Source organism: Paenibacillus sp. N22P23, from assembly GCF_059383735.1.
The window spans coordinates 1-24506 of the sequence record NZ_JBXENT010000007.1; the positions used below are offsets into that span (position 1 = coordinate 1).

Consider the following 24506-nt stretch of genomic DNA (forward strand, 5'->3'; position numbering starts at 1 on the left):
AACTCGCACACCGCACAACTCGCACACCGCACAACTCGCACACCGCACAACTCGCACACCGCACAACTCGCACACCGCACAACTCGCACACCGCACAACTCGCACACCGCACAACTCGCACACCGCACAACTCGCACACCGCACAACTCGCACACCGCACAACTCGCACACCGCACAACTCGCACACCGCACAACTCGCACACCGCACAACTCGCACACCGCAACTCACACGCTTCGAAAATCTAACGAACCGTAGAGGCGTTATTTGGCCGAACTTAGGGGCTTCGAGAATCTAACGAACCGTAGAGGCGTTATTTCGGGATATTCGGCTCCAATCCACTCCAAAACCGTCAAATAGTGTCCCTACGGTTCGTTAGAATTTTTTCGATGCCAATAATGGGCAAATAAGCGCCGTACGGTTCGTTAGAGCATTCAGGCAAACCGCCTGAGCGAAGTTTAGCGGATGCCAAAGCGCTCCGCGGACTTCGCTATTGTCGTTTTCGCGGAAATATCTGCCAGAACATAAAAAAGATCGCCAATCACCTGTCCAAGCAGGCAGGTTAAGGCGATCTTGGTTGGTTTATATGGCCCGCCGACAGCGGGTCTTCGCTGATAGGAAAAGCGTGAAATTAAGCTTGTTTGGAAGCTTCGATTTCGATCGTGAATTTCACTTCGTCGCCGATTAGAACGCCGCCTGTTTCAAGCGCTGCGTTGTACGTGAGGCCGTACTCGCTGCGTTTGAGCGTGCCTTTACCGCTGAAGCCGACTTTCTCGTTGCCCCATGGATCTTTGCCGCTGCCTTCGTAAGCAACGATGAAAGATTCTGTGCGAGTCACGCCGTGCAAGCTGAGATCGCCAGTAACGTTATATTCGCCATCATCTGTTTTGCTGATCGATGTCGATTTGAAGGATAGTGCCGGGAATTGCTCGATATCGAAGAAATCGCCTGTGCGAAGGTGGTTATCACGATCGGCGTTGCGCGTGTCGATGCTGCTAAGCGCGACATTAAATTGGATGTTTGCAGTTGTAAGATCTGTTGGATCCGCTTCGATTACCGCATCGAATTCGTGAAAGGTACCTTTAACTTTAGCAATCATCATATGTCTGATTGTGAAATCAACACTGCTGTGGCTTGCATCAACGATCCATTTGGACAAAGACATGAATTAACCTCCTAAATTTACTTACAATTAATAATAAGCTAAATATTATATAGTAAGTTTAATCGGGAAAGAAGGTCTTTGTCAATACGGATGTCAGAAAAATCCTGCTGGATTAATGTGGCTCCGGATAAGGGAACAAATCGGCGATACGGGTCGTTTGTCCGTTTTCTGTCGCGAATACAACATGCTCCCGGCGCAGCCCGCGCGGACTATCCAGACCGCATGCTGCAGACAGCGAGTACAAGCCTTCCCGAAGCTGCAAAATATAATTCATGACCCGCCACTGCTTCTCCTCGGGCGCAAGTGCAGCTTGATACTTCGCATCGGTTGTCGTAATGCCGGTCGGGCATTTGCCGGTATGACATTGCATCGCCATGATGCAGCCGTTCGCCATCATGAAGCCGCGCGCCGAATTGACGCAGTCTGCTCCAAGCGCGAGGGCGATCGCTACTTTGTCCGGTGTGATCAGCTTGCCGGAGGCGAAGATGCGAATGCGTTCGCGAACGCCGAATTTGCGGGCCGTGTCGTCGAGTATGATGAGTGCCGCATAGAGCGGGAGCCCCATGCCGTCAGCCATCGCCTTAAATGTAGCGCCAGATCCGCCTTCGGAGCCGTCAACCGTAATGAAGTCGGGGTAGATGCCCAGCTCCAGCATCGCCGCGAATAAGGGCTCCAGCCGTTTCGGGTCGCCGACGACGATTTTGATGCCGACGGGTTTGCCGCCGGCTTCTTGCAAGGAACTGATGAAACGAAGCGCTTCTTCCGGGCTCGTCAGAAGCTCGAACCGATTGGGAGAATTGACGGTTTTGCCAACAGGAACATGCCTTGCTGCCGCTACAGCTTCGGTTACTTTGGAGCCCTCGAGGTGTCCGCCGCGGATCTTGGCTCCTTGATGAAACTTAAGCTCGAACGCTTTAATGTTCGGATTCTCCGCTTTGCGCTTGAATGCTTCGATCGAGAATTTGCCCTGCTCGTCACGGAAACCAAACATGCCTGGGCCAATTTGGGAGACGACGTCTGCGCCGGTTGCGAGATGAACATCTGCAACGCCGCCTTCGCCTGTATTGATCCACGAACCGCCGGCCATTGCTGCGCCGCTGCCGGTAGATTGGATATAGTTCTCGCCAACAGCGCCGAAGGAAGTGGCTGACGCGCCGAACATGCCTTTGAGCCGCCATGGCTGAGGGCGATCTTGCCCGACAATAATGACATCATCGTCAGCGAGGAGCCAGCGCTTCACGCTCTCGTCGACGGTTTTTTCTTTGCGCGTAAACAGGCCTTCATCGGTAATGACGTATTTTCTGCCGGGTACGAGCTCGAGATTGTCGACCTTAAGCTCGCTCGTCAGCTTCGGAAACATCGCATTGGACAAGTAGAAGCCCGGCTTCTCATAGTCGCGGCGGCCGCCGAAGGAGATGAGATCTGTGCGGTATTTGGCCGCATACACGATGCCGACGAAATCGGCCCGCGAGAACGGTCTTCCTTCCGTATCGTTGTCGAACCAATATTGCCGGAACTCCGGACCCAGCTTCTCCAGCAAATAGCGGACCCAGCCGAGAAACGGATGCGATCGAATAATGGAATGCTTGGGCCGCTTGGAGAGGATGTACATATAGCTGAAGAACGCGAGCAGCGGCAGTGCGACCAGCAAGAATACGGCGGTAATTAGAATCGTGGATATCATCTCGGACTCCCCCAGTTGTCAAATTAGCAGGCGATAATTCCCATTTCAGTATACCATGCGCTTCCATTTTTTAGTCGCGGATGTACGCTGCGAACCCGGTAGAATGACAAAACCTCCACTCCCACCTGGGTAGGTAGGAATGGAGGTTTGTATCAAGTGACAGTATTAGGCTAGCTTACATCTTGACGCTTGCGGCTGCTGAATTGACTTTCGTACAGATCGGCGTAGAAACCGCCTGCGGCGAGCAGGCCTTCGTGGGTGCCTTGCTCGATCACCGTGCCGTGGTTCATGACGAGAATGAGATCGGCATCACGAATCGTTGAGAGACGGTGAGCGATGACGAAGCTGGTCCGCCCTTGCATCAATTCATTCATCGCATGCTGAATATGAATCTCTGTCCGCGTATCGACGCTGCTTGTCGCCTCATCGAGAATGAGGATCGCAGGGTCGGCAAGAATGGCGCGGGCAATGGTGAGCAATTGCTTCTGACCTTGAGAAATATTCGAAGCTTCTTCATTCAGAATCGTATCGTAGCCGTCAGGCAGCGTACGAATGAAGTGATCGGCATAGGCGGCTCTAGCGGCTGCAACCACTTCGTCTTCCGAAGCGCCGATGCGTCCATAAGCGATATTGTCGCGAATCGTTCCGTTGAACAACCACGTATCCTGGAGCACCATACCGAACAAGCCTCGTAGATCGCCGCGGCGAAGCTGCGTTAGGTTTACACCGTCAATGGTAATGCTGCCGCTATTCAGTTCATAGAACCGCATCAGCAGGTTGATCAGCGTTGTTTTGCCGGCGCCGGTTGGGCCGACGATGGCAATCGTTTGACCTGCGCGGATATGGATATCCATGTCCTCGATGAGCGCCGTGTCATCCTTATAGCGGAACTGCACATGGTTGAAGCTCACGTCGCCCTTTGGCTTCATCGCTTTACCGACGACTGCAGCAGCTTGGCTGCTTACAATCGCAACCGGAGCTGCCGCTTCCAGTACTTCTTCTTCCTCATCCATCAACTCGAAAATCCGCTCTGCAGAGGCAATCGTGGACTGAATGATATTGGCGATTTGGGCGGTTTGCGTAATCGGCATCGCGAATTGGCGCGAGTAGGAGATGAATGCCTGCACGTCACCGATTGTAATCGACTTATGCAGAACCAGAATGCCGCCCGCAACGCTGACCAGCACGTATCCGATATTGCCGATGAAGCCCATAATAGGCATAATCATCCCGGAGACGAATTGCGCACGCCAGCCGGATTGATACAGTTCCTCATTGACCGCATTAAACTTGGCAACGGATTTGCGTTCATGACCGAACGCTTTCACGATATTGTGGCCCGTGTACATTTCCTCAACGTGGCCGTTCAGCTCGCCGAGCGCTTTCTGTTGTCCTTTAAAATAGAGCTGCGATCGCTTCGCAATCATCTTGATGGCGATGAAGCTAAGCGGTAGCGTCACAACCGTAATGAGCGTCATGAGCGGGCTGATCGTCAGCATCATGACGACAACGCCGATGAGCGTCACTAAGGCGGTAATGAACTGCGTCAAGCTTTGCTGCAGCGTTCCGCTGATATTGTCGACATCGTTGACAGCGCGGCTCAGGATCTCCCCGTGTGTACGGGAATCGAAGAACTTCAAGGGCAATCGTGCCAGCTTCTCGTTCACGTCCTTGCGAAGGTCGTATACAGTCTTCTGCGCAACGCTTGCCATGACATACTGTTGAATGAAGCCGAATAGAGCACTAATCACATATAAGACCGCAAGTACAACAAGGATTTGCCAAATATAATGAAAGTCAATTTCCGCTCCGGGTACTCCATTAATCTTGCCCATAAGTCCTTCGAACAGCTTGGTTGTTGCTTTACCCATGATCTTAGGTCCGAGAATCGAGAAGACTGTACTGAGCACCGCTGTCAGCAGCACGATAAGCAGTGCCGTCTTATGAGGCCTCAGATAACCGGTCAGTCTGCGTAAAGTGCCTTTAAAGTCCTTCGCCTTCTGAACCGGCATTCCCATCATGCCGCCAGGGCCGGCGCGTCCTGGGCCGAAACCGAAATTGCCTGGACCCGGTCCGCTTGGAGCGCCTGGCCGCTGACCGCCCGGGCCGCCAGGGCCGCCAGGACCGCCGCCTGCAGGACCTTTCTGTAGTTCACTCATGCGATTTCCTCCTCTGACAGCTGTGACGTGACGATTTCGCGATAGACGGTGGACGACTGCAGCAGCTCGCGATGTGTGCCGATCGCTGAAATTTGGCCGTCATCGAGCACGATTATGCGGTCGGCATCCATGACGGTGCTGACCCGCTGGGCGACGATCAAGACTGTCGCATCAGTCGTTTCGCTGCGCAGCGCCTCACGCAGCTTGGCATCGGTTTTGAAGTCGAGCGCGGAGAAGCTGTCGTCGAACAAATAGACCGAAGGCCTGCGTACTAGTGCGCGAGCAATGGATAACCGCTGCTTCTGGCCGCCGGATACGTTGGAACCGCCTTGCGCGATCGGGGAGCCAAAGCCTTCCTTCATCTCGGAGATGAAGTCGCTGGCTTGCGCTACGACGGCTGCATGACGAATATCCTCGTCGGTCGCATCTTCTTTGCCAAAGCGGATGTTCTCTGCAATGGAACCCGTGAAGAGCACCGCCTTTTGCGGTACCAGACCGATCATGGCGCGCAACGTCTCCTGGGACATGTTGCGAACATCGATGCCGCCGATCGTGATGCTGCCGCTGGTAGCATCATAGAAGCGCGGGATGAGATTGATGAGCGTAGACTTGCCGGAGCCAGTTCCGCCGATAATGGCGGTGACTTCACCGCGGCCTGCTCGGAATGAAATATTGGAGAGCGCCGGCATTTCGGCACCCGGATAGTGAAAGGATACATCGTTGAAAGCAAGCTCGCCGTTTGCTGCAACTGATCGAGCCGAAGAAGCTGCTTGTGGGTCTGTAATATCCGGAACCATGTTCAGTACCTCGTTGATCCGAGTCGCCGAAGCAGAGGCGCGCGGAATCATAACGAACATCATGGAGGCAAAGATCAGCGCGAACATAATTTGCCACGCGTATTGAATGAAGGCCATCAAGTCACCGACCTCCATGTGGCCGCTGTCGATGCGAAGTCCGCCATACCAGACGATAGCTAAGCTCGCAAAATTCAAAACCAGCATCATCGCAGGCATAAGCGAGGCCATGATCCGGTTTACTTTGATCGACGTATCGGTCAGATCGCCATTGGCATCATTGAAACGGCCTTGCTCGTGGTTGATGCGGTTAAACGAACGGATAACACGGATACCGGTTAGATTCTCACGTAGGACAAGGTTGAGCTTGTCGATCTTCTTCTGCATGGCCTTGAATAGCGGGACACCGCGGCTAACGATAAGTAAGATAATGAGTGCGAGAATCGGTACAATCGCAATAATAATGAGTGAGAGATTGACGTCCTTGTAAAGGGCCATGATGATCCCGCCGAAGCACATCATCGGGGCCATGACCATCACCCGCATCATCATCATCAGGACTTGCTGGACTTGGGTAATGTCGTTGGTCGTCCGTGTAATGAGAGAAGCGGTGCCGATTTGGTCAAATTCATGCAACGAATATTTCTCTACATGCCCGAAAACACGACTGCGCAGGTCACGGCCGAAGCCGCCTGCTGCTTTAGCGGACAAGTAGCTGGCACCGATCGAGCAGATACCGCCGCCTAGTGCGATGAGCAGCATGAGGCCGCCGATCCGCCAGATGTACGGGTTATCGCCTTGGACGACGCCTTTGTCGACGATGTCAGCGAGCAGCGTTGGGAGGTACAAATCCGATAACGATTGAAGGAATACGAACAATAGTACAAAAATAACAGGGATGCGGTAAGGCCGCAGCATACGAAGCAGTTTCATCATAAACGCTTATTCACCCTCTTTGGAATTGGTTGGTTTGCTTGGGTTGTCCTTGCACCATACGGAATATTCCTCCGGTCGCTCGCCATGATAGAAGGCGAAGACATCATCGAGCAATTCTACCAGCAGCGCTGCACGATCCTCGCCCAGATGTTCGATCAGTCCGTTCATCCGGGCATGCATGGCGGCTCGTGCAAGACCGGTCAGCCTGGCGCCTTCCTCCGTCAGCTTAATCCGTACCACTCTGCGGTCGCTCGGGTCCGTGTTACGTTCAAGCAGACCTCTTGCCGTGAGCACATTGACTGTCTGCGTGATCGTAGGCGAGGCGACGTTCATCAGACTGCTGAGTTCCGATGCCTTCAGTCCGGCGGGATTGGAGCGCATGGCTCCTCCGATGGTAAACAGCGTCATCGTCTCGCTGGGCGTGCAGTTCTCGATCGGATTTCGGTTCTTAAACGGAATATTCTTGAGCTGTCGGAATGCGCGGATAAGCTGGTGGACAGTGTTGCGGTCGTGCTCGTGATCACCTTGCATAGGAAGTGCTCCTTTTTTGCATCATGCATTTATTTTAGTTAGCTAACCTAAGTATATTTATTTCGCCAATGGAATGTCAAGATTGCTATTTATAAACACTCTGAAAATTGTGTATGATAGTAGGATAAGATTTTAGGTAGGAAAGGTTGGTCGCAATGGAGAACAAGACATCATCCTCTAACTTTATTAAAAATATCGTGGCAGAAGATTTGAAAGCCGGTAAAGTCAGCGAGGTTATCACCCGCTTTCCGCCGGAGCCGAACGGTTACCTGCATATTGGCCATGCCAAATCGATCTGTCTGAATTTTGAGCTTGCCGATGAATACGGCGGGAAAACGAATCTGCGTTTTGACGATACGAATCCGGTAAAAGAAGATACGGAATATGTAGAATCGATCCAAGAGGACGTGACTTGGCTCGGCTTTGAGTGGGACGACCTGCGTTTTGCTTCGGATTATTTTGAGGAGCTGTACCAACGTGCAGTGCTTCTAATCAAGAAAGGCAAAGCGTTCGTCTGCGACCTGACGGCCGAGCAAATGCGCGAAATGCGCGGATCGCTTACCGAGCCTGGTAAGAACAGCCCCTTCCGTGACCGCAGCGTGGAAGAAAACTTGGATCTGTTCGCTCGTATGCGTGCAGGTGAGTTCAAGGACGGCGAACGGATTTTGCGTGCCAAAATCGACATGAGCTCGCCGAACATCAACCTGCGCGACCCTGCGCTGTACCGCATTGCGCATGCTCACCACCACCGGACCGGCGATGCTTGGTGCATCTATCCGATGTATGACTACGCTCATCCAATCAGCGACGCGATTGAGGGTGTAACTCACTCGATCTGTACGCTGGAGTTCGAAGATCACCGCCCGTTGTACGATTGGACGATTATCGAATGCGAGATGGAATCGCAGCCGCGTCAATATGAGTTTGCCCGCTTGAACGTGACGAATACGATTATGAGCAAACGTTACCTCAAAATGCTCGTCGATCAGGGTGTCGTCGAAAGCTGGGACGATCCTCGCATGCCGACGATCAGCGGTCTGCGCCGCCGCGGCTTCACGGCTGAATCGCTGCGTGCGTTCTGCCGCGAAATCGGCGTAGCGCGTGCTTACAGCGTAGTAGACGAGCGGATGCTGGAGTTCTTCATCCGTGAGGATTTGAAGCTGAAGGCGCCGCGTACGATGGCCGTGCTTGCACCGCTGAAGGTGGTCATCACCAATTACCCGGAAGGGCAAGTGGAGATGCTTGACGCGGAAAATAATGCAGAGAACGAAGAGATGGGCAGCCGCCAAATCCCGTTCTCGCGTGAAATTTATATCGAGCAGGACGACTTCATGGAGAACCCGCCGAACAAATATTTCCGGTTGTTCCCCGGCAACGAAGTCCGCTTGAAGCATGCTTACTTCATCACATGCCAAGAAGTGGTGAAGGACGAAGCCGGCAACGTAGTGGAGCTTCGCTGCACGTATGATCCGGAAACGAAGAGCGGATCAGGCTTCACCGGCCGTAAAGTGAAAGGCACCATCCACTGGGTGGAAGCTTCCCAAGCGGTACCGGCGGAATTCCGCCTGTTCGAGCCGTTGCTCCTCGATAACCCGGAGGATGAAGGCAAAGACTTCCTAGAGCGCATCAACCCGAACTCCCTCGACGTGCTGCAAGGCTTCGTCGAGCCGAACATGAAGGAAGCGCGCGGACAAGACAAGTTCCAATTCTTCCGCCACGGCTACTTCAACGTAGATCCGAAGCATACCAGCGAATCGAAGGTTGTCTTCAACCGCATCGTGTCGCTGAAAAGCTCGTTTGATCCAAAGGCTTAAATTAAAAGGGGCTGGCTCGCAAGTCATGGTTCATGACTTGTGGAGCCAGCCCGTTTATTTTTTTTGGTTTTCGTAGTTGGCTGCTGTTAGCGGAATAGCCGCCCCACCAAAAAAAGCACCGCCAGCAGCGGTGCCCCAATCTTTAACCCTTCCGCGCCAGCTCATTCGCGCGGATTTCCTCCATAAACTGCGGCCACCACTCGGCCTGCTCAGACCAGTCGGCCGTTTTGACGTTCGCTTGACCCCATGCCTTCATCGCCTGGTCGCCGCTCTCTGTCATTGCCGCCAAGCTGCCGTAATCCGGAACGAGCCACTTGCGTCCGATTTGGGCATGAAGCACCTCGTCTGCCCAGTCGTAATCTTGGATCAGGAGCGAAATCGGGTTGTTGGTGTCCTTCGCAATTTCCCACTCTTTCTGTTTGCCCGTATGTTTGGGCATGAGGCTTTGTTCAATCCGCCACAATATGAGGTGGGCCTCCTGCGGACTAAATTCGGTATTAAGAATCACCGAGGATCCCATATGAATCGGGTACTTGTAGAACGGAACACCGCCGTAGTAAAGACCGATTTCCCCAAGCATCGCATGACGGGTTTCATCCCACAGCTGGCGGCTTAGATCCGTGTAGTATTCCCACGGCTTGCCTTCTGTTTTATACAGAATCGGGCCCATCCACTCTGGTACATCCATCTCGCGAAGCCGCTTGTAGATCAGTGAATACGCGCGTTCTTCCGGCGAGCAGTTCTCATCCCAGAAGTAAGAATCGATCTTGGCAGAGGTATTGTAAGGATCACTAAACCGCTCATCTCTTCGCGGCATCGGGTCCATCTCATAGCGTTGACCGTCCGAACGCGGTACTGCTTCACAAACCACAGTATCGACATTCCCCGACACGCCGCCTGCCGCAAGCAAGAACGCACGTAAATGGGCTTCCCACTGCTCGGCGATTCTCGCCTGTTCGGGAGTATCGATTAACGCCGTCAGGGCCGCTTCTCCCCAGGCGATCATCTCCTCTTCATCTTGCAGCATGCCTCGTAGCAGGCGATACGTCGGATGTTCCGTCATTTTATTCATATTCGCAATATAGTGGGACAGCGCTTTCACGATTTCCGGTCGAATGACCCGGTAGATCCCCGTGAGCAGCTCCACCGTATTCTCGGCACGGATTGCTTCGTCAAGCCAGATACGCAGATGTTCATCCGGATCGTGATCAAGATGCAGGGGAGGTTCGCGCATTTCAGAAACCCGTTTGCGAATAGCGGCACTGTGCTCGGCATCGAGCCACAGATGATAGCCAAACGCACATTTAACTTCCCATTCAGGAACAGCTGCCAGATGCGCGGACAAGATTTGATTGAGGTTCTTGGCAATAAAGTTGAAACGCTTCAGTAGATTTACGCTTTGGTCGACGGTAAATCCGGGCTTGCAGGCCTCTTCGTAGGAACATATTCCGGCAAGAGGAGGTATACCTTTATTGTCAATAACGACTCTGTTCAATGCGCGACACTCCCTTATGAAAGTTGTACTTACGTACGATTATATAAGTTCTAAGGGGGAAATTCTTGGTCTAAACAATCTCGTTTTTTTGTCAAAATCAACTGTTCAACTCTTCCGCACTCAGACCGCTCTTCGCTCTGAAAGCTATAGGAGGCACACCTTCCGCCACCTTGAAGGCACGGCTGAATGCATGGATGCTGCCGAATCCCAAGTGATCGGAAATATGCTGGATGGAGAGATTCGTATAACGCAGCAATTGTTTGGCTTGATCAATTCGGATTTGGCGATGGTATTGGATCGGCGTCGTCAAATAGTGCTTCTTGAAGGTGCGCAGCATATAGTACCTGCTGATTTTAAACCGTTCAGACAGCTCTTCCAGCGTAATCTCGCTGTCCCATTTGGAGTGAAGATGCCGGCGGATGGCTTGCATATCCGTACCGGGGCGTTTCATGCCGAGGTCATGCTGCCTGATCAAATAAGTGATCAGGGAGAGAAGCAATCCTTTACAAGAGGTTTCATAAAGCGGCAATCGCATTTGAAACTCCTCGATTAATTCCAGCAGCATCGATTCAAACCGCTTCGGTTGACGAAGCCGAATATGGTTCGGTAACGCGAGCGGTCCCTCAGACATCCAGTCCGGCCGAAACCATGCCAGCTGTTCCTTCGACATGTGGCTGGGCATCTGGAAGGACACCGACAGATCAGGGCTGTCCGGCATCTCGATCAGGTCGAAATGAACATGAGGCTGGCTTATGGCCGCATCGCCAAGCGCCTGGATGGAATGTCGCTGCCGCGGTTTGAACAGGAAGATATCGCCGGGAATTCCCTCGTACGCTACATCCTCCACCGTTACAAGCAAACGCCCCTCCTGCAAATAAAGAAGCTCGTAATCCCAAATTTGCCGAGAGGGAATGGACCAATGCGAGGGGACGGCGCTTGCCATAGCTATGCGAACATAAGGACTGAGCCTCGTGATGATATCATGTTCTTGCATCTGCGTGCCTCCCTGGCTGCGATCTGTCAGAAGAGCAATTGCTGTTAAAAAGTCACATGGTCCTGATAAATATTTCTCCGAAGCGGTTCGTTATAATCAAGCTATCATGAAGCTAGTGAGAGGAGACGAATATGTTAAACCATATCAGTAAGATTCAACCTGGCATTAAAACGAAACGGATTTCGAGTTACGACCGCAGTGGAGGGAATGCCGACTTTATTTCGATTCCCGCGGGAGAAACGGCGGATCTTGCTGTCATTGCCGGCGCTGGCATCGTAAAGCATATTTGGATCACGGTCAATGCACCGGACAAGTTCATCCGCCGCAATGCCGTCATTCGGATGTACTGGGATGGCGAAACCGAGCCGAGCGTAGAATCTCCGATGGGCGATTTCTTCGGACAAGGGTTTGGCGAAGAGTACAATTTTGCATCGCTTCCGCTTGCTGCGGCACCTGCGAATGGCAAAGCGTTTAACTGTTATTTCCCGATGCCTTTCGGCGACGGGGCAAGAATTACGATCGAGAACCAATCGACTGAGCCCATTACGAACTTCTATTATTATATTGATTTCGAGCTGCACCCAGAGATTCCTGCCTCGGAAGGGCGCTTCCACGCTTGGTGGAACCGCGAAATCACAGGCGTTCATCCGCAAGAAGGAGAGACGGAGTGGGGGGTTATCGGACCACAGGGGCTGAATACAACAACGGAGCATAATTATGTTTTCGCGGATATCGTCGGCAGCGGACAGTTTGTCGGCATCAATTACTACGTGGATAACCCAGGCCCAATGTGGTACGGCGAGGGTGATGACATGTGGCTGATCGACGGCGAGGATTGGCCGGGCTCCCTGCATGGAACGGGGACCGAGGACTTCTTCAACAGCTCCTGGTGCCCGAACGAAGTGTATGCGCATCCGTACTTCGGCTACGCTAAAGTGCCAAACAAACTGGGCTGGATGGGCCGCACACACTGCTACCGCTTCTTCCTGGAGGATCCGATAAGATTCGAGAAGTCGTTACAGGCGAGCATCGAGCACGGACACGACAACAGCTTGACGCTCGATCTATCGACAGTTGCATACTGGTATCAAAGCGAGCCGCATAACCCATTCCCGACGCTTCCAGCGAAGGAAGAGCGGGGCAATATGCCGGAAATCGGCGTCAGAGAAGTACACGAGTGGCGGCATGCATGGCGTAACGCGAATGGCAGCAAGCCTACTTTGTGGGGAAATGAAAAATAAACCATTTTAACAAACAGAAGAAGCCTGATTCGATAACCTCGAACTAGGCTTCTTTTTGCATATACAAATCGATGGGAAGAAACTTCCCATCAATTTGTACGAATTTCGCAAAATCCATTTTGCAGCAACTCTCCTTATAATGAGACCAACAAACAGCATTGACTGGAAGAAAGGGAGAGTATCATGAGAAGTAAATGGATGAAACGAACAGCTATCATGACAATTAGCACGACGGTTCTCCTTAGCGGAATGACGATCGGAAGCGGTCATTCAATGGCACAGACGAATACATCGCAATCGCTGGAAGAAGTGCTGGCAGGGATGACATCTTTGCAGCGCCAAGCCTTGCATCAGCTGGAGGCTACGGATGAGAGCGGTCTTCAGCTAGATCCTTCCGTCAACTTAAATAGCCCAGCGCCTGCTTCGGTTATCGTAGAGTTTAAGGCGGAGCCGGCACAAAGCGCAGTTCTAAAGCAGGCGCTTAACGGTAAAACGTTGTCCGTGAATGACGCGAATGAAAATGCAGCAGCAGCGCAAGCAACATTCCAGAAAGATTTGAAAACCATCTATAAAGAAGAGCTAAGCTCTGATGCTAGTTTTTATAAGATTACGAGAGTCTATAAGAACTCTATCAATGGCGTTGCGATGCAGCTTCCGGCGAATCAAGTCCAGCAATTGCTTCAATCGAGCGCGGTTAAAGCAGTGTGGAGCAATAACGAAGTCCATGTTGAACCGCCGGTGAAGCAAGAAGCAGTTGCAGGAGATCAAGCGGTCGCGACGCAATATACATTCCCAGGCATTGATAAATTGCATGCCGAAGGCTTTACGGGGAAGGGAATTAAGGTAGGGGTTATCGATACAGGGGTTGATTACAATCATCCTGATCTAACCGATGCTTACAAAGGTTATCGTGCGCAAGCGGGTGTAGATCCGAAGCGTGTCAATCCCAGCACAGTAAAAGGTTGGGACTTTGTAGACAATGATGCCGATCCGATGGAAACCACGTACGAGGATTGGCAGAAATCCGGTAGTGGCGAGTACAACGGCGGTTCTCCTTACTATACGGAGCATGGTACGCACGTATCCGGTATCATAGCAGGTCGAGGTAAGAATTCGGGAGAGCTCAAAGTGACCGGCGTAGCGCCTGACGCAGATCTTTATGTATACCGCGTATTAGGTCCATTTGGCTCGGGTTCGACAGATGCCATTCTGGGCGGTGTTGATAAGGCGATTTACGATGGAATGGATGTTATCAATCTATCACTTGGAGCAAACACGAACAATCCGCTCGAGCTTGAGAGTATTGCATTAAATAATGCCGTACTGGCAGGTGTAACTGTAGCGGTATCTGCGGGCAACTCCGGAAATGGCATGTATACACTAGGTTCACCTGGTGCATCTGCACTAGCCATTACAGTGGGTGCAAGCGATGTTTCGGAGAAGATTGCAACTGCTACAGGCACGCTGCATGTTAGTGCGGCTGATGCAACAGCAGCTGCAACAACGGATTTGCGACTGCTTGGCAAAGGCTACGGAGACAAGCTGGAAGAGCTGCGCGGCTTGAGTCTGCCTATCGTTGCGATTCCTAAATTAGGTGAAGCTGCTGACTACAAAGATTTAGATGTAGCTGGCAAAATTGCATATGTAAATAGAGGCGAGATCGCTCTCGATATCAAAATCAAAGAAGCGGCAAAGCACGGCGCGAAAGCGGTATTGCTTGCTAATAACACCAATGCAGGCGGAGAAACCTTTATTACGTCTTACTTAGGTGAGTCTTATGGTCTTATTCCGACCTTCTCATTACCGAAAGCTTCGGCAGATGTAATGTCGCCTAAGCTTGGATTGCTCTCCACGTTCTCCGTTGATACGTTGAGTGAAACGGTAACTCCGGGCAGCACACTGGCAGGCTTTAGCTCACGTGGTCCCGCACGGATTACCTACGATATTAAGCCGGAAGTAACGGCTCCAGGCGTATCAACGTTCTCCTCGGTGCCGCCTTATATGCACGGAGCAGATCAAATCGGCAATTATGCGTATGCCTATGAGCATTTATCAGGAACATCGATGGCTTCGCCAAACGTAGCAGGAGTAGCGGCATTGCTGCTGCAAGCAAACCCTGATCTTACGCCGGCGCAAGTGAAAGAGACTTTAATGAATACAGCGGATCCGCTCAATGACAACTACAGCGTCTTTGAAGTGGGTGCCGGAGTCGTCGATCCTTATGAGGCGGTTCATGCGCAGTCACGTGTCGAAGTGCTGGATCGCACAGATGCAACAGGCTCTAAACAATACGTAACGAATCAAACAGGCGCGATGGCTTTTGGTTCACATGTACCTGGCGGAGCGGCTGTATCGGATCAACGTACTCTCTATATCTATAACAATAGCAAAACAGCAAAAACCTTCAACGTAGCAGTTACATTCCAAAAGGACCGCCGAGGTTCACTTGATGCGGCTGCGAATAATGTGACCATTACGACGGATTCCGCCGTAACCGTAGGTGCGTCTTCCAAGAAACGCACAGACGTGTCCATTGCGATTCCGGCATCAGCGGCACTTGGTACTTATGAAGGTTATGTCACGTATACGAATGCAGAAGATGCGAATGAGATGTACCAAGTGCCATTTGCCATTCGTACCATCGTAGAGGGCATCGATTCCTTCTCGCTTAGCCCGAAAGCTTTTACAAGACCCTCTGATTCTGGTTACCAAAGTCAGGTGCTTTATACTAATGGCTATCTGAAATTAAAATCGCATATGCGCATGATCGACATCATTCTGACGGACAAGGATAACAAAGAGGTCGGTTATATCGGTACGTTCGATGGCTTGAAGATGAATGAGAATACGAACATGTCGATTACCTCCATTTTCTCGGGCTACTATTATCCATTTACAGGCCGACTCGATCATCCGATTGCGTATAATCCGGTACTTGCGAAGCCGGGCATGTATCGTCTGAAGCTCATCGCTACCAATGATGAGGGTCGAACGTTTACAACCAGCGCAGCTGTTTATTTCGAAAATGTAGCTCCTACATTTAATGTACAAGTGAACAATTTGACCAATGTGCCAAACGTACATGGCGCGGCTTCGGAGCAAGACGTGTATGAATATGATCCCGCTACGGACACGCAAATCAAGATTACCGGCTCTATCTCGGATAAAGGAACGGAAGAGATGATTGCAAATCCAGCAGATTTCCCTGGTGTGACCAAGAGAGAGAAATAACTTCGTCTATTACAGGGATCCATTATGCACGTCGACGCTTCTCGGTGCTTGTAAGGCAAAAGCAATCGTACCTGACGTCAACGGCAATTTCTCCGTAAATATCAATATCGATACAACTAAGCCGATGGCGCTTGAATTCTATGGATGGGATGCAGCGTCCAACAAAACATTCAATGTCGGAAGAAACTTGTACATTGTGAAGAAAGGCGAGACCTACGCGTATATGCAGCCTGAGCAGCGTGCCAAAAACATGGGCGAAGCCTTGCATAGTACGTTATCGTTGAACAATGCCAGCGATGTAAAAGGCGCAGAGTTTAAATTCTACTACAATTCTAAAATTAGCAATCTTCTGCAGTTAGAAGATATTGTCCTAAATCCCGCTTACAGTGATTATTTTGACGTGAAATTGGATCAGCATCCTAATATGGAAGGTTCATACAATTATGAAGCGACAATTACGTTAACGCGTAAAGAGGGCGTAGAAGGAACATTGTCCGGCAATCTTTCCTTGGCGGATGTTGCATTCAATCTGTCCTATGATACGGCTGTACAGCCTGTAATGGACCAAGGGTATTTGTACTCCGTTACTTATACAGATAGTACAGATATGATCAAGCCTGTATTATTCATGGGGAATTCGATTAGCTATAAGATTCGCACCTATTCTTTGTTGATCGGATCGATGGCTGCGGAGGCGCTGTTCAATGGTTACGGAACATTGGGCGCTTATCCGAAGGACTTGGATTACTCGCAAATCGGTGCTGGGGTAAAGGTTACAAGCTCGGATGGTACGGTGTATCCGGTTGGCAGCTATTTCAATTCAAGCTTTGAAGTTCCGAATCTGCCATTAACAGATGATACTTATGCGTATGAGTTGGATATTCCGGGCCACTTTACGATTCACAGTCAATTCTCAATTGGATTCCGTGACGATGCGGGAAATATCACGACCCAAAAGCTTGATCTTCCTTACAATCCTGCGATTGCCGGGGATGTGAACAAGGATGATGTCATTGATATTATGGACGCACTCTATATCGAACAAATGTGGGGCACGAACGACCGTGCAGCAGATATCAATTACGATGGTACGGTAGACGTATACGATCTGATTTATGTGCTTCGTAACTATTTAAGCCAGAATCCGACTGTAGACTTCACGCCGAATCCAAGGCAGAAGTACCAAGGCATTGAGATCGACAACATTATTGATAAAATCGATGCAAGACTGTCGGCTGAAGCGACATTTGCGGAGATTCCGGATGCCGATGCCATTACGAGCGCAACGAAAGCAGCAGTTAAAGCAGCTGTAGCTGAAGCTAAAACGGCAGTAACGGACGCAATTGATGCAGGTTGGACAGCGGAAGAGGTTGTAGGCTTTACAGGCTATAACAAGATTGCTGCTGCAGAAACGAAAATTGCTGCAATAGAAGGCGAAGAAGCAGCGGCGGCAGACGCAGCTGCAGCAGCAGCCGCAGTGAAGGAAAATGCGAAAGTTCTGGCAGAAGCGAAGCTAAGCAATATCCCGGCTGCCACTGCCATTACAAGTGCAACCAAAGTAGCTGCCAAAACAGCAGTGGCTGAAGCGAACGCAGCGATTACAGCTGCAGTGAATGCGGGTTGGACGGAAGAGGAAGTAACTGGCTTTAATGGCTACAACAAGATCAATGAAGCGGTGCTCAAGCTTACCGAAGTTGATGCAGCCGAAGCCGCATCGAAGGAAGACGCAAAAGCATTGGCAGAAGCGAAACTAGCGAATATTCCGGCTGCTACTGCCATTACCAGCGCGACCAAAGCAACTGCCAAAACAGCAGTAGATGCAGCAAGAGTGGCGATAGAGGCTGCTAAGAACATGGGTTGGACGCAAGAGGAAGTTGCCGGCTTTAACGGCTACAACAAAGTCAATGAAGCGGTGCTCAAGCTGGCTGAGGTAGACGCAGCCGACGCGGCAGCAGCTGCAGAAGCAGCGCGGGCAGCGGAAGCGGCAAGAGCGGCTGAAGCGCAAGCCAAGGAGGAAGCAGCAGCCAAAGCGAAGGCAGAAGCAGAGGCGAAAGCGAAAGCCGAAGCAGAGGCGAAAGCTAAGGCAGAGGCAGCAGCTAAAGCCAAAGCAGAAGCAGAAGCGAAAGCCAAGGCAGAAGCGGCAGCCAAAGCGAAAGCAGCGGCAGAGGCGAAAGCTAAAGCGAGAGACGCAGCGATCATTAAACAAGCGGAAGCTGCCCAAGCTAAAGTCGATAAGCAGCTGAAGAATGTGAAGGAAGCGCAGCAGTTGCTAGTGAAGGCTGGTAAAGCTGCAGCGGCGATTAAAGCGGATAAGAACGGTAACGTGGATGCGGCTAAGGTTGCTGCAGTAATGGGGCAATACGAAGCGATCATCACCGAGTTTAACCGTGCCGGCAAAGCGAACCTAGCTTCACCTGCGATTTTGGAATTTGTGAAAGTCATGAATAACAAGGTGAGCAAAGATGTTATTGCGAATTTCGTGAAGGAATCTGTTACTTCATCCAAGCAACTTGCGAACCTTATCAGTGCTCTGAAGAAAAGCAAAATTGACACAACCGAGATCGAAAAAATTTACAAAAACATGCTTAAGGTAGAAGCGAGTAAGAAAGCTTCTTCCAAGAAGTAAGTCGAGCAAGGGCCGAAGCGGAGTGAGAAACTCTGTCTTCGGTCCTTTTTTAATAAGAGCATGCTCGGGTATTCGCTGGTATACTAAGGGCAACTATTTCGTAATCGGAGGGGAACAGCATGTCGTTATCGCTATCGAAGGTGACGGGCATCATTCTGGCAGGCGGACGAAGCTCGCGGATGGGGTCCGATAAAGCGCTGCTGCCCGTTGGGATTAAGGGTGATGTGCTCCTGAGAGTGGTCGCCGAGCAAATGCTGGTTCTAGGTATGCCGCAAGTGATTGTTTCCGTTGGAGACAGTGAGCGGGAAGGTGTGTATAGATCGCAGCTGGAGGGTTTGCTGAGTCAAGTTGAATTCGTGCGCGACACTTACTCGAATTGTGGCCCGCTGGCTGGACTACACGCTGCGTTATCTGCTATTCAAGAGCCGGGCTATGGTTTCGTTATGGCATGTGATATGCCCGTATTGTCTGATTCGCTGCTGTTACGGATGCTGCAGGCAGCAAGCGAGGAGACTGTTTCGCTGTCGGAGGTGAACATGCAGCAAGTCGTTCGAACAACGAATCAGCCGTTCCATGCGCTCTATCATACGAACGTGGCGAAGGAATTGCAGCAGCGGCTGGAGCGGCGTGAGCTTCGCCTCATGTCGCTGCTTAATGCGCTGCATACAGTTGAGGTGCAGCCGCTCCCTAGTGAAGAGGAGGCTTTTGTGAATTTAAATACACCTGAGTTGTACGCCGACTATGTGCGCTCGAAAGGTAGTTTATAGCTGTAACTGTCACTTAAATCCCAACTGCTTTCAGTGTGTGTTGCCCTAAGGGCAACACACACTGAAAGCGCCATCGTGCTACGTCGAAAGGCAACATATTCACGTAAAAAAAGCACCCGCAGAGGTACTCTTTTTCACGACTATCCGTTGATATGCATTTCCATTTCCAAATATTCATTGGAGCTGTATGCTCCGACCACGGACTCGACCAATTGGCGCAAGGCTTCGACGGACGGTGCCTCCCAGAAGGTAATGCTTCTGGAATGGTCTGGGACTCGGGATTGAACGCGAAGCTTAAATCCTGCAGGCAATCCGGCCGTATCGGCTTTACCGGCGGCGGCGAAGAATTTCGCCGGATCGGAAATCGTATGTATGACGGCAATGATCAATGGACATTCCCCCTATTGGTTGGTTATCGAATCGATATATCATATTCGAGCCAATAGGGAATATTCGGAACCGGCAATCATGCGACAAACTAGCGCACAATTGCCGGCCGCTTACGGTGCTTCTCGCTCAAGCCGAACGGCGCACAGCTTGAATTCAGGCATGCGGCTGATGGGGTGCAGCGCATCATTGGTTAGCTTATTGATGGAATAGTCCCCGCCCCAGTGGAACGGAACGAACACCGTTGTAGGGTGGATATCCTGTATCACCTTTACATCAATGACCATCGTACCGCGCCGCGTAGTGAGGCGGAGGCGATCACCGGGACGCAGCAGCAGTTTCTCAGCTGCCGAAGGGTGGATTTCCGCGACGGGAACCGGTGCTTTCTTCATTAAGGCAGCAGTGCGCCGTGTTTGTGTGCCGCTTAGGTAATGGTTGGCGAGCCTGCCTGTCGTCAAAATATAGGGATACTCGGGGCTCGTCGTTTCGGCGGGCCTCTTCGGCGTAATCCCGTGCAGCTTGGCGCGTCCGTTCGGATGGTAGTAGACGCCGTTCTCGAACATGCGAGGCGTTCCGGGGTGCTCCGGAGAAGGGCAAGGCCAGAACAGGCCCTTCTTCTCCTTGATCCGCGCGTAGGACATGCCGCTGTAGTCTGCTTTCCCTCCCGCAGTGGCACGGCTCAGCTCGTCGAACACCGCTTCCGGCGATTCGTATTGAAAATAAGCGCCGCGTCCAAGGCGCTTGGCAAGCGCAGCAATCAGCTTGTAATCCTCCATTACTTCCCCCGGTGTCTTCAGCGCGCGAGGCCGATGAAACACGCGGCCTTCGAGATTCGTCATGGTGCCCTCGGCCTCCAGGAAGGTCGAACCTGGCAGCAGCCAGTGCGCGTAAGCGGCAGTCTCTGTCTCGAAGAGATCGATAACAACGAGCAGCTCCAGCTTCTTCAATGCTTCTTCTACTCGGGTGTTGTTCGGACTCGATACAAGCGGATTGGAACCAAGCACAATCATCGCCTTGATTTCACCCTCAAGAATGCGATCGAACAGTTCATAGGCCGACACGCCTTTGCCCGGCAGTTCCTCGGGTTCGATTCCCCAAACCGACGCCACATGCCGCCTTGCTTCGGGGTCGTCTATCATGCGGTAGCCCGGCAGTTGGTCGGCTTTCTGACCATGCTCGCGGCCGCCTTGGCCGTTGGCTTGACCGGTGACCGGTCCGAATCCGCAGCCGGGCCGCCCCATTTTGCCCGTTAACAGACAGAGATTGATATAGTTCAGCGTGTGCTCCACGCCGTTAATTTGCTGTTCCAATCCACGTGCAGTGAGGACGACGCCTGTCTCTGCACGGGCAAACCCGCGCGCGATGGTGCGGATAACTTCCTTAGGAATACCGGTGTACACCGATACGGTATCGGGCGAGAAATCCCGTACGGATTCCCGCACTTCTTCAATGCCGGTTGTATGAGCGTCCACGTAGGCTTGGTCATACAGATTCTCGCTGAGGATGACATGCAGAAGGCCGTTAACGAAGACGGAGTCGAACCCCGGCTGTAAGTTCACATGAATATCAGCTAATTTGGATGTCATCGTGGGGCGTGGATCAATCGTCACGATAATAGCCCCGCGTTTCTTCGCCGCCATTAAATACGGAACCATCGTCGGCTGACATTCCGCAATATTGGTTCCTGCCAAAATAATATAGTTCGCCATCGTGAGATCATCCAGTGGGACATTCATGCCTCTATCGATGCCGAAAGCGCGCATTTGCGCGGCCGCAGCTGAGGACATACAGTAGCGCCCGTTGTAATCCACATATTTGGACCGCAAGGCGACACGCGTGAACTTGCCGAGCAGATAACAGACTTCGTTGGTGAGCGAGCCGCCGCCGAATACGGATACGGCGTCATAGCCGTGCTCTTCTTGAATGGACAAGATGGAGGAGGCAATGCCATCAAGCGCATCATTCCAGCTGACTTGTTGCCAGGTCGAACCCGGCAGAGCGGAGTCGATTCGGCGCTGCGGCGTAAGGAGACGCTCATCGTGGACGGTATGGCCTAAGGCGTTCAGCCCTTTCTGGCATAAGCGCCCCGTTGCCACCGGGAAATCAGGACTGGGCTTAATTTCGAAGCCTGCCGCATCGTCCGGAAGCAGCTCCATTCCGCACTGCATGCTGCAGAAACAGCAGTGGGAGCTAATTCGAGTCGCATCTGGATCAGCTGCTACAGGTAGTGTGCGCATGAGGTTTCCTCCATTTCCGCTTGCGTATGAGTAAGGCGTGCAGACGGAACGACCTTGTTCCGTCTGCCCCGGATGATGCGCGCTGCCTTCTGCCCGTCATGGGATTCGGTCAACTGAAAGTGCGGGAATCACTCGGGCTGAGCAGTCCGCCTATCGAATGCATTTAAGAGGTGGCCGTGTTCTGGATGCCTGCCGAATCGAGTCGGGCTTTACCGCCGCTGCCGATCCAGGTTTTCTTCCATGCGCCTTGCACGAGGAAGATCAGGACGATACAGATCAGTGCCACGCCGCTAAGAATAAGGAAGCCCGGTGTATAGGAGCCGGAAGAGAGCTTCAGATTGCCGAGAATCTTCGGGAGAAAATAACCGCCAAGTCCCCCTGCGGCGCCGACAATGCCGGTGACGATCCCGATCTCGTTCTGGAAGCGCTGCGGCACAAGCTGAAACACGGAACCATTGCCCATACCGAGGGCCATCATCCCAATGAACAGCAGGACAATCATCGCCGGAAGCGGCGGCAGCGTGGAGATGCAGGCCATCATAATGGCAACGACTGCGTATAAGGCAATCAACATACGCAGGCCGCCGATTCGGTCAGCAAGCCAGCCGCCAACCGGACGGAAGAAGCTGCCTGCGATGACGCAGATTGTTGCGAAGTCAGCTGCTCGTACGGGGCTCAGTCCGTACTGAGTATTGAAGAAAATCGTCAAATAGTTGGACATCCCAACGAAGCCGCCGAATGTGACGGCATACAGCATACAGAACATCCATGTATCCCGCTGCTTCAGCACCGAGCCGTAATCGGATAGCTTGCGCGGCGAAGGCTGATTCGGGCTGTCCTTGGCGAGCAAGGTGAAAACAATGAATACAATCGCAATCGGAATGAGTGCCATGCCGAATACGACATGCCAGCTGCCATAATGCTGAGCGATCCGATTGGCGAACAACGTGGTGAATACCGTTCCGCTGTTGCCTGCACCGGCGATTCCCATCGCGAGGCCTTGATATTTCGGCGGATACCAGCGGCTTGCGAGCGGCAGTGCGGCAGCGAAGGAAGCGCCGGCAACGCCAAGCAGCAGCGCGACGATATACAGCTCACCCAGGGAGTCGACGAACTTCCAGCCCCAGACTAGTGGGATCATCGTAAGCGCAATGCCAATTTGCCCTGTGCGCTTCGGCCCGATGACGTCGGTGAAATAACCAAGCACAAGGCGAAGAATGGAACCGCCGAGTATTGGCAATGCGACCAGGTTCGCTTTCTGAGCGGCATCCATCTGATAGTCGCTCATAATAATGACAGCCAGCGGCCCTAGCAGAACCCACACCATGAAGCTCATGTCAAAATACAAAAATGCGCTCAACAAGGACGGGCTGTGTCCGCTTTTTAAGAATCCATCGCGATTCATCATTGTTCGTAGCTCCTCTCCATCGTTCATTCTGATCTCTTTTTGTGAACTTCTCCTGCTGCTTGTCAAACGAGAAATGAGGGTTGCCCGCTTGCAGACAGTCAGTTGTAAGCGTTTCAAACACAATAAAAGGCCGCATCGCAGTGAAATAACTGCAATACGGCCTCTTTGCCATCGGCTCCACGTCGGTGTGGCAGCCAAATTATCGTTCGATTCACGTCATTGTGATCTTAGTTGCAATTATAGGGGGCATGCGAGGGATGTGTCAATATAGCTAACATACAAAATTTTCGATGAACAGCGTGACGGAGGTGCGATATCGAGGGATGTTGCATTGATAGCGGAGAAGGTTGGCTTGGAGGAGGGAGGTTGTGAATGACCGGCAGTTGAAGCCCCTCCAAAGCGTTGCTGTACGATTGCATGGGGAGCGATGCTGGGGGTTAGCCGTGGATCAGTTGATATACTTTTACGATGGAAGATGCAATATCTCCGATCCGTTTGCGTTCATTCATGGCCTGTTTTCGCAGAAAATCATAGGCTTCTGCCTCAGAAATACCTTTGATTTCACAGAGTACAGCCTTCGCTTGATCGATCCACTTCCGCTCATCGATCCGCTGCAGCAGCTGCTCTCGTTCCTCGGCCCATCGTTTGCGCTGTTGGAATACGCGTTGTCCCCACTTTAATGCGACTCCCATTTCCAAAGTGTTCATGGAGCTGAAGAGGACGCCGTCAAGCGTAAAGCCAAACTCAAGCTCGCTGGGAACTGCGTTCTCGGAACAGAGCCAAAGCGTCGGGAGCCTTCTCATACCTGCTATCGTGGATTGCCAGTCCTGCATTCGTTCTAAGGGGACATGCATGACCACGGCATCCGCGACGCTAATGAGGCTCTTTACCTCATCTCTGCTGGCTGCACGGTGCAAGGTTCGGCAGTTTTGCTGCAAGCTATGCATCGAAACGGGAGGTCTTCCTTCCTCAAGATAAAGGATTGATCGCATCATCGGTCACCTCGGTTAGGCACAGCAAAAGTACAGCTTTGGAGCCC

The 24506-nt window shown here is 51.9% G+C and carries 16 protein-coding genes; 5 read left to right on the forward strand and 11 right to left on the reverse strand.

Annotated features, from left to right (window positions below):
- Positions 1 to 629: 629 nt before the first annotated feature.
- The 5 genes from AC506A_RS23165 to AC506A_RS23185 form a co-directional block, all read right to left on the reverse strand.
- Positions 630 to 1163 (reverse strand): YceI family protein, encoded by a 534-nt coding sequence (locus tag AC506A_RS23165; RefSeq protein ID WP_495463373.1) that lies wholly within the window; start codon positions 1161 to 1163, stop codon positions 630 to 632.
- Between the two features lie 112 nt (positions 1164 to 1275).
- On the reverse strand, positions 1276 to 2847 hold the full coding sequence (locus tag AC506A_RS23170) for a glutamate synthase-related protein (protein ID WP_495463374.1): 1572 nt from the start codon (positions 2845 to 2847) through the stop codon (positions 1276 to 1278).
- Positions 2848 to 3017: 170 nt separating this feature from the next.
- Positions 3018 to 5006, reverse strand: coding sequence for an ABC transporter ATP-binding protein (locus AC506A_RS23175; protein ID WP_495463375.1), 1989 nt, complete (start codon positions 5004 to 5006; stop codon positions 3018 to 3020).
- Positions 5003 to 6736 (reverse strand): ABC transporter ATP-binding protein, encoded by a 1734-nt coding sequence (locus AC506A_RS23180; RefSeq protein WP_495463376.1) that lies wholly within the window; start codon positions 6734 to 6736, stop codon positions 5003 to 5005. Before AC506A_RS23180 ends, AC506A_RS23175 begins: the two co-directional genes overlap by 4 nt.
- Before the next feature lie 6 nt (positions 6737 to 6742).
- Positions 6743 to 7267, reverse strand: a complete 525-nt coding sequence (locus tag AC506A_RS23185) for a MarR family winged helix-turn-helix transcriptional regulator (protein ID WP_495463377.1) — start codon at positions 7265 to 7267, stop codon at positions 6743 to 6745.
- Between the two features lie 155 nt (positions 7268 to 7422).
- Between AC506A_RS23185 and AC506A_RS23190 the strand changes: the two genes are divergently transcribed.
- Positions 7423 to 9081 (forward strand): glutamine--tRNA ligase/YqeY domain fusion protein, encoded by a 1659-nt coding sequence (locus tag AC506A_RS23190; protein WP_495463378.1) that lies wholly within the window; start codon positions 7423 to 7425, stop codon positions 9079 to 9081.
- Positions 9082 to 9223: 142 nt separating this feature from the next.
- Here the strand turns inward: AC506A_RS23190 and AC506A_RS23195 are convergent, their stop codons facing one another.
- Both AC506A_RS23195 and AC506A_RS23200 read right to left on the reverse strand, forming a co-directional pair.
- Entirely contained in the window at positions 9224 to 10576 is a 1353-nt protein-coding gene (locus AC506A_RS23195; RefSeq protein ID WP_495463379.1) for a hypothetical protein, read from the reverse strand.
- A 97-nt stretch (positions 10577 to 10673) separates the two neighbouring features.
- On the reverse strand, positions 10674 to 11570 hold the full coding sequence (locus AC506A_RS23200) for a helix-turn-helix transcriptional regulator (protein ID WP_495463380.1): 897 nt from the start codon (positions 11568 to 11570) through the stop codon (positions 10674 to 10676).
- A 131-nt stretch (positions 11571 to 11701) separates the two neighbouring features.
- Here AC506A_RS23200 and AC506A_RS23205 point away from each other — a divergent pair, with 131 nt between their 5' ends.
- From AC506A_RS23205 to mobA, 4 genes are all read left to right on the forward strand, one after another.
- Positions 11702 to 12811 (forward strand): glycoside hydrolase family 172 protein, encoded by a 1110-nt coding sequence (locus AC506A_RS23205; protein WP_495463381.1) that lies wholly within the window; start codon positions 11702 to 11704, stop codon positions 12809 to 12811.
- A 183-nt stretch (positions 12812 to 12994) separates the two neighbouring features.
- On the forward strand, positions 12995 to 16042 hold the full coding sequence (locus AC506A_RS23210; protein WP_495463382.1) for a S8 family serine peptidase: 3048 nt from the start codon (positions 12995 to 12997) through the stop codon (positions 16040 to 16042).
- A gap of 124 nt (positions 16043 to 16166) precedes the next feature.
- Complete coding sequence (locus AC506A_RS23215) at positions 16167 to 18668, forward strand: dockerin type I domain-containing protein (RefSeq protein ID WP_495463383.1); 2502 nt, start codon at positions 16167 to 16169, stop codon at positions 18666 to 18668.
- Between the two features lie 119 nt (positions 18669 to 18787).
- Positions 18788 to 19435 carry a molybdenum cofactor guanylyltransferase gene (gene mobA / locus AC506A_RS23220; RefSeq protein ID WP_495463384.1) on the forward strand — a complete coding sequence of 216 codons (648 nt, stop codon included), beginning with the start codon at positions 18788 to 18790 and terminating at the stop codon, positions 19433 to 19435.
- A gap of 140 nt (positions 19436 to 19575) precedes the next feature.
- Here the strand turns inward: mobA and AC506A_RS23225 are convergent, their stop codons facing one another.
- From AC506A_RS23225 to AC506A_RS23240, 4 genes are all read right to left on the reverse strand, one after another.
- Complete coding sequence (locus tag AC506A_RS23225; RefSeq protein ID WP_495463385.1) at positions 19576 to 19824, reverse strand: hypothetical protein; 249 nt, start codon at positions 19822 to 19824, stop codon at positions 19576 to 19578.
- A 111-nt stretch (positions 19825 to 19935) separates the two neighbouring features.
- Positions 19936 to 22059, reverse strand: coding sequence for a molybdopterin oxidoreductase family protein (locus tag AC506A_RS23230; protein WP_495463386.1), 2124 nt, complete (start codon positions 22057 to 22059; stop codon positions 19936 to 19938).
- A gap of 163 nt (positions 22060 to 22222) precedes the next feature.
- A complete protein-coding gene (locus AC506A_RS23235) occupies positions 22223 to 23464 on the reverse strand; it encodes a nitrate/nitrite transporter (RefSeq protein ID WP_495463544.1) in 1242 nt (413 codons plus the stop codon).
- Positions 23465 to 23904: 440 nt separating this feature from the next.
- On the reverse strand, positions 23905 to 24462 hold the full coding sequence (locus AC506A_RS23240) for an ANTAR domain-containing response regulator (protein WP_495463387.1): 558 nt from the start codon (positions 24460 to 24462) through the stop codon (positions 23905 to 23907).
- Positions 24463 to 24506: the final 44 nt, after the last annotated feature.

Excerpts from the sequence above, each read along its gene's own strand:
- AC506A_RS23165 (WP_495463373.1), bottom strand. The coding sequence starts at position 1,163 with ATGTCTTTGTCCAAATGGATCGTTGATGCAAGCCACAGCAGTGTTGAT.
- AC506A_RS23230 (WP_495463386.1), bottom strand. The coding sequence starts at position 22,059 with ATGCGCACACTACCTGTAGCAGCTGATCCAGATGCGACTCGAATTAGC.
- AC506A_RS23235 (WP_495463544.1), bottom strand. The coding sequence starts at position 23,464 with ATGAATCGCGATGGATTCTTAAAAAGCGGACACAGCCCGTCCTTGTTG.
- AC506A_RS23215 (WP_495463383.1), top strand. The coding sequence starts at position 16,167 with ATGGCGCTTGAATTCTATGGATGGGATGCAGCGTCCAACAAAACATTC.
- AC506A_RS23185 (WP_495463377.1), bottom strand. The coding sequence starts at position 7,267 with ATGCAAGGTGATCACGAGCACGACCGCAACACTGTCCACCAGCTTATC.
- AC506A_RS23180 (WP_495463376.1), bottom strand. The coding sequence starts at position 6,736 with ATGATGAAACTGCTTCGTATGCTGCGGCCTTACCGCATCCCTGTTATT.
- AC506A_RS23200 (WP_495463380.1), bottom strand. The coding sequence starts at position 11,570 with ATGCAAGAACATGATATCATCACGAGGCTCAGTCCTTATGTTCGCATA.
- AC506A_RS23210 (WP_495463382.1), top strand. The coding sequence starts at position 12,995 with ATGAGAAGTAAATGGATGAAACGAACAGCTATCATGACAATTAGCACG.
- AC506A_RS23240 (WP_495463387.1), bottom strand. The coding sequence starts at position 24,462 with ATGATGCGATCAATCCTTTATCTTGAGGAAGGAAGACCTCCCGTTTCG.
- mobA (WP_495463384.1), top strand. The coding sequence starts at position 18,788 with ATGTCGTTATCGCTATCGAAGGTGACGGGCATCATTCTGGCAGGCGGA.
- AC506A_RS23170 (WP_495463374.1), bottom strand. The coding sequence starts at position 2,847 with ATGATATCCACGATTCTAATTACCGCCGTATTCTTGCTGGTCGCACTG.
- AC506A_RS23205 (WP_495463381.1), top strand. The coding sequence starts at position 11,702 with ATGTTAAACCATATCAGTAAGATTCAACCTGGCATTAAAACGAAACGG.
- AC506A_RS23175 (WP_495463375.1), bottom strand. The coding sequence starts at position 5,006 with ATGAGTGAACTACAGAAAGGTCCTGCAGGCGGCGGTCCTGGCGGCCCT.
- AC506A_RS23190 (WP_495463378.1), top strand. The coding sequence starts at position 7,423 with ATGGAGAACAAGACATCATCCTCTAACTTTATTAAAAATATCGTGGCA.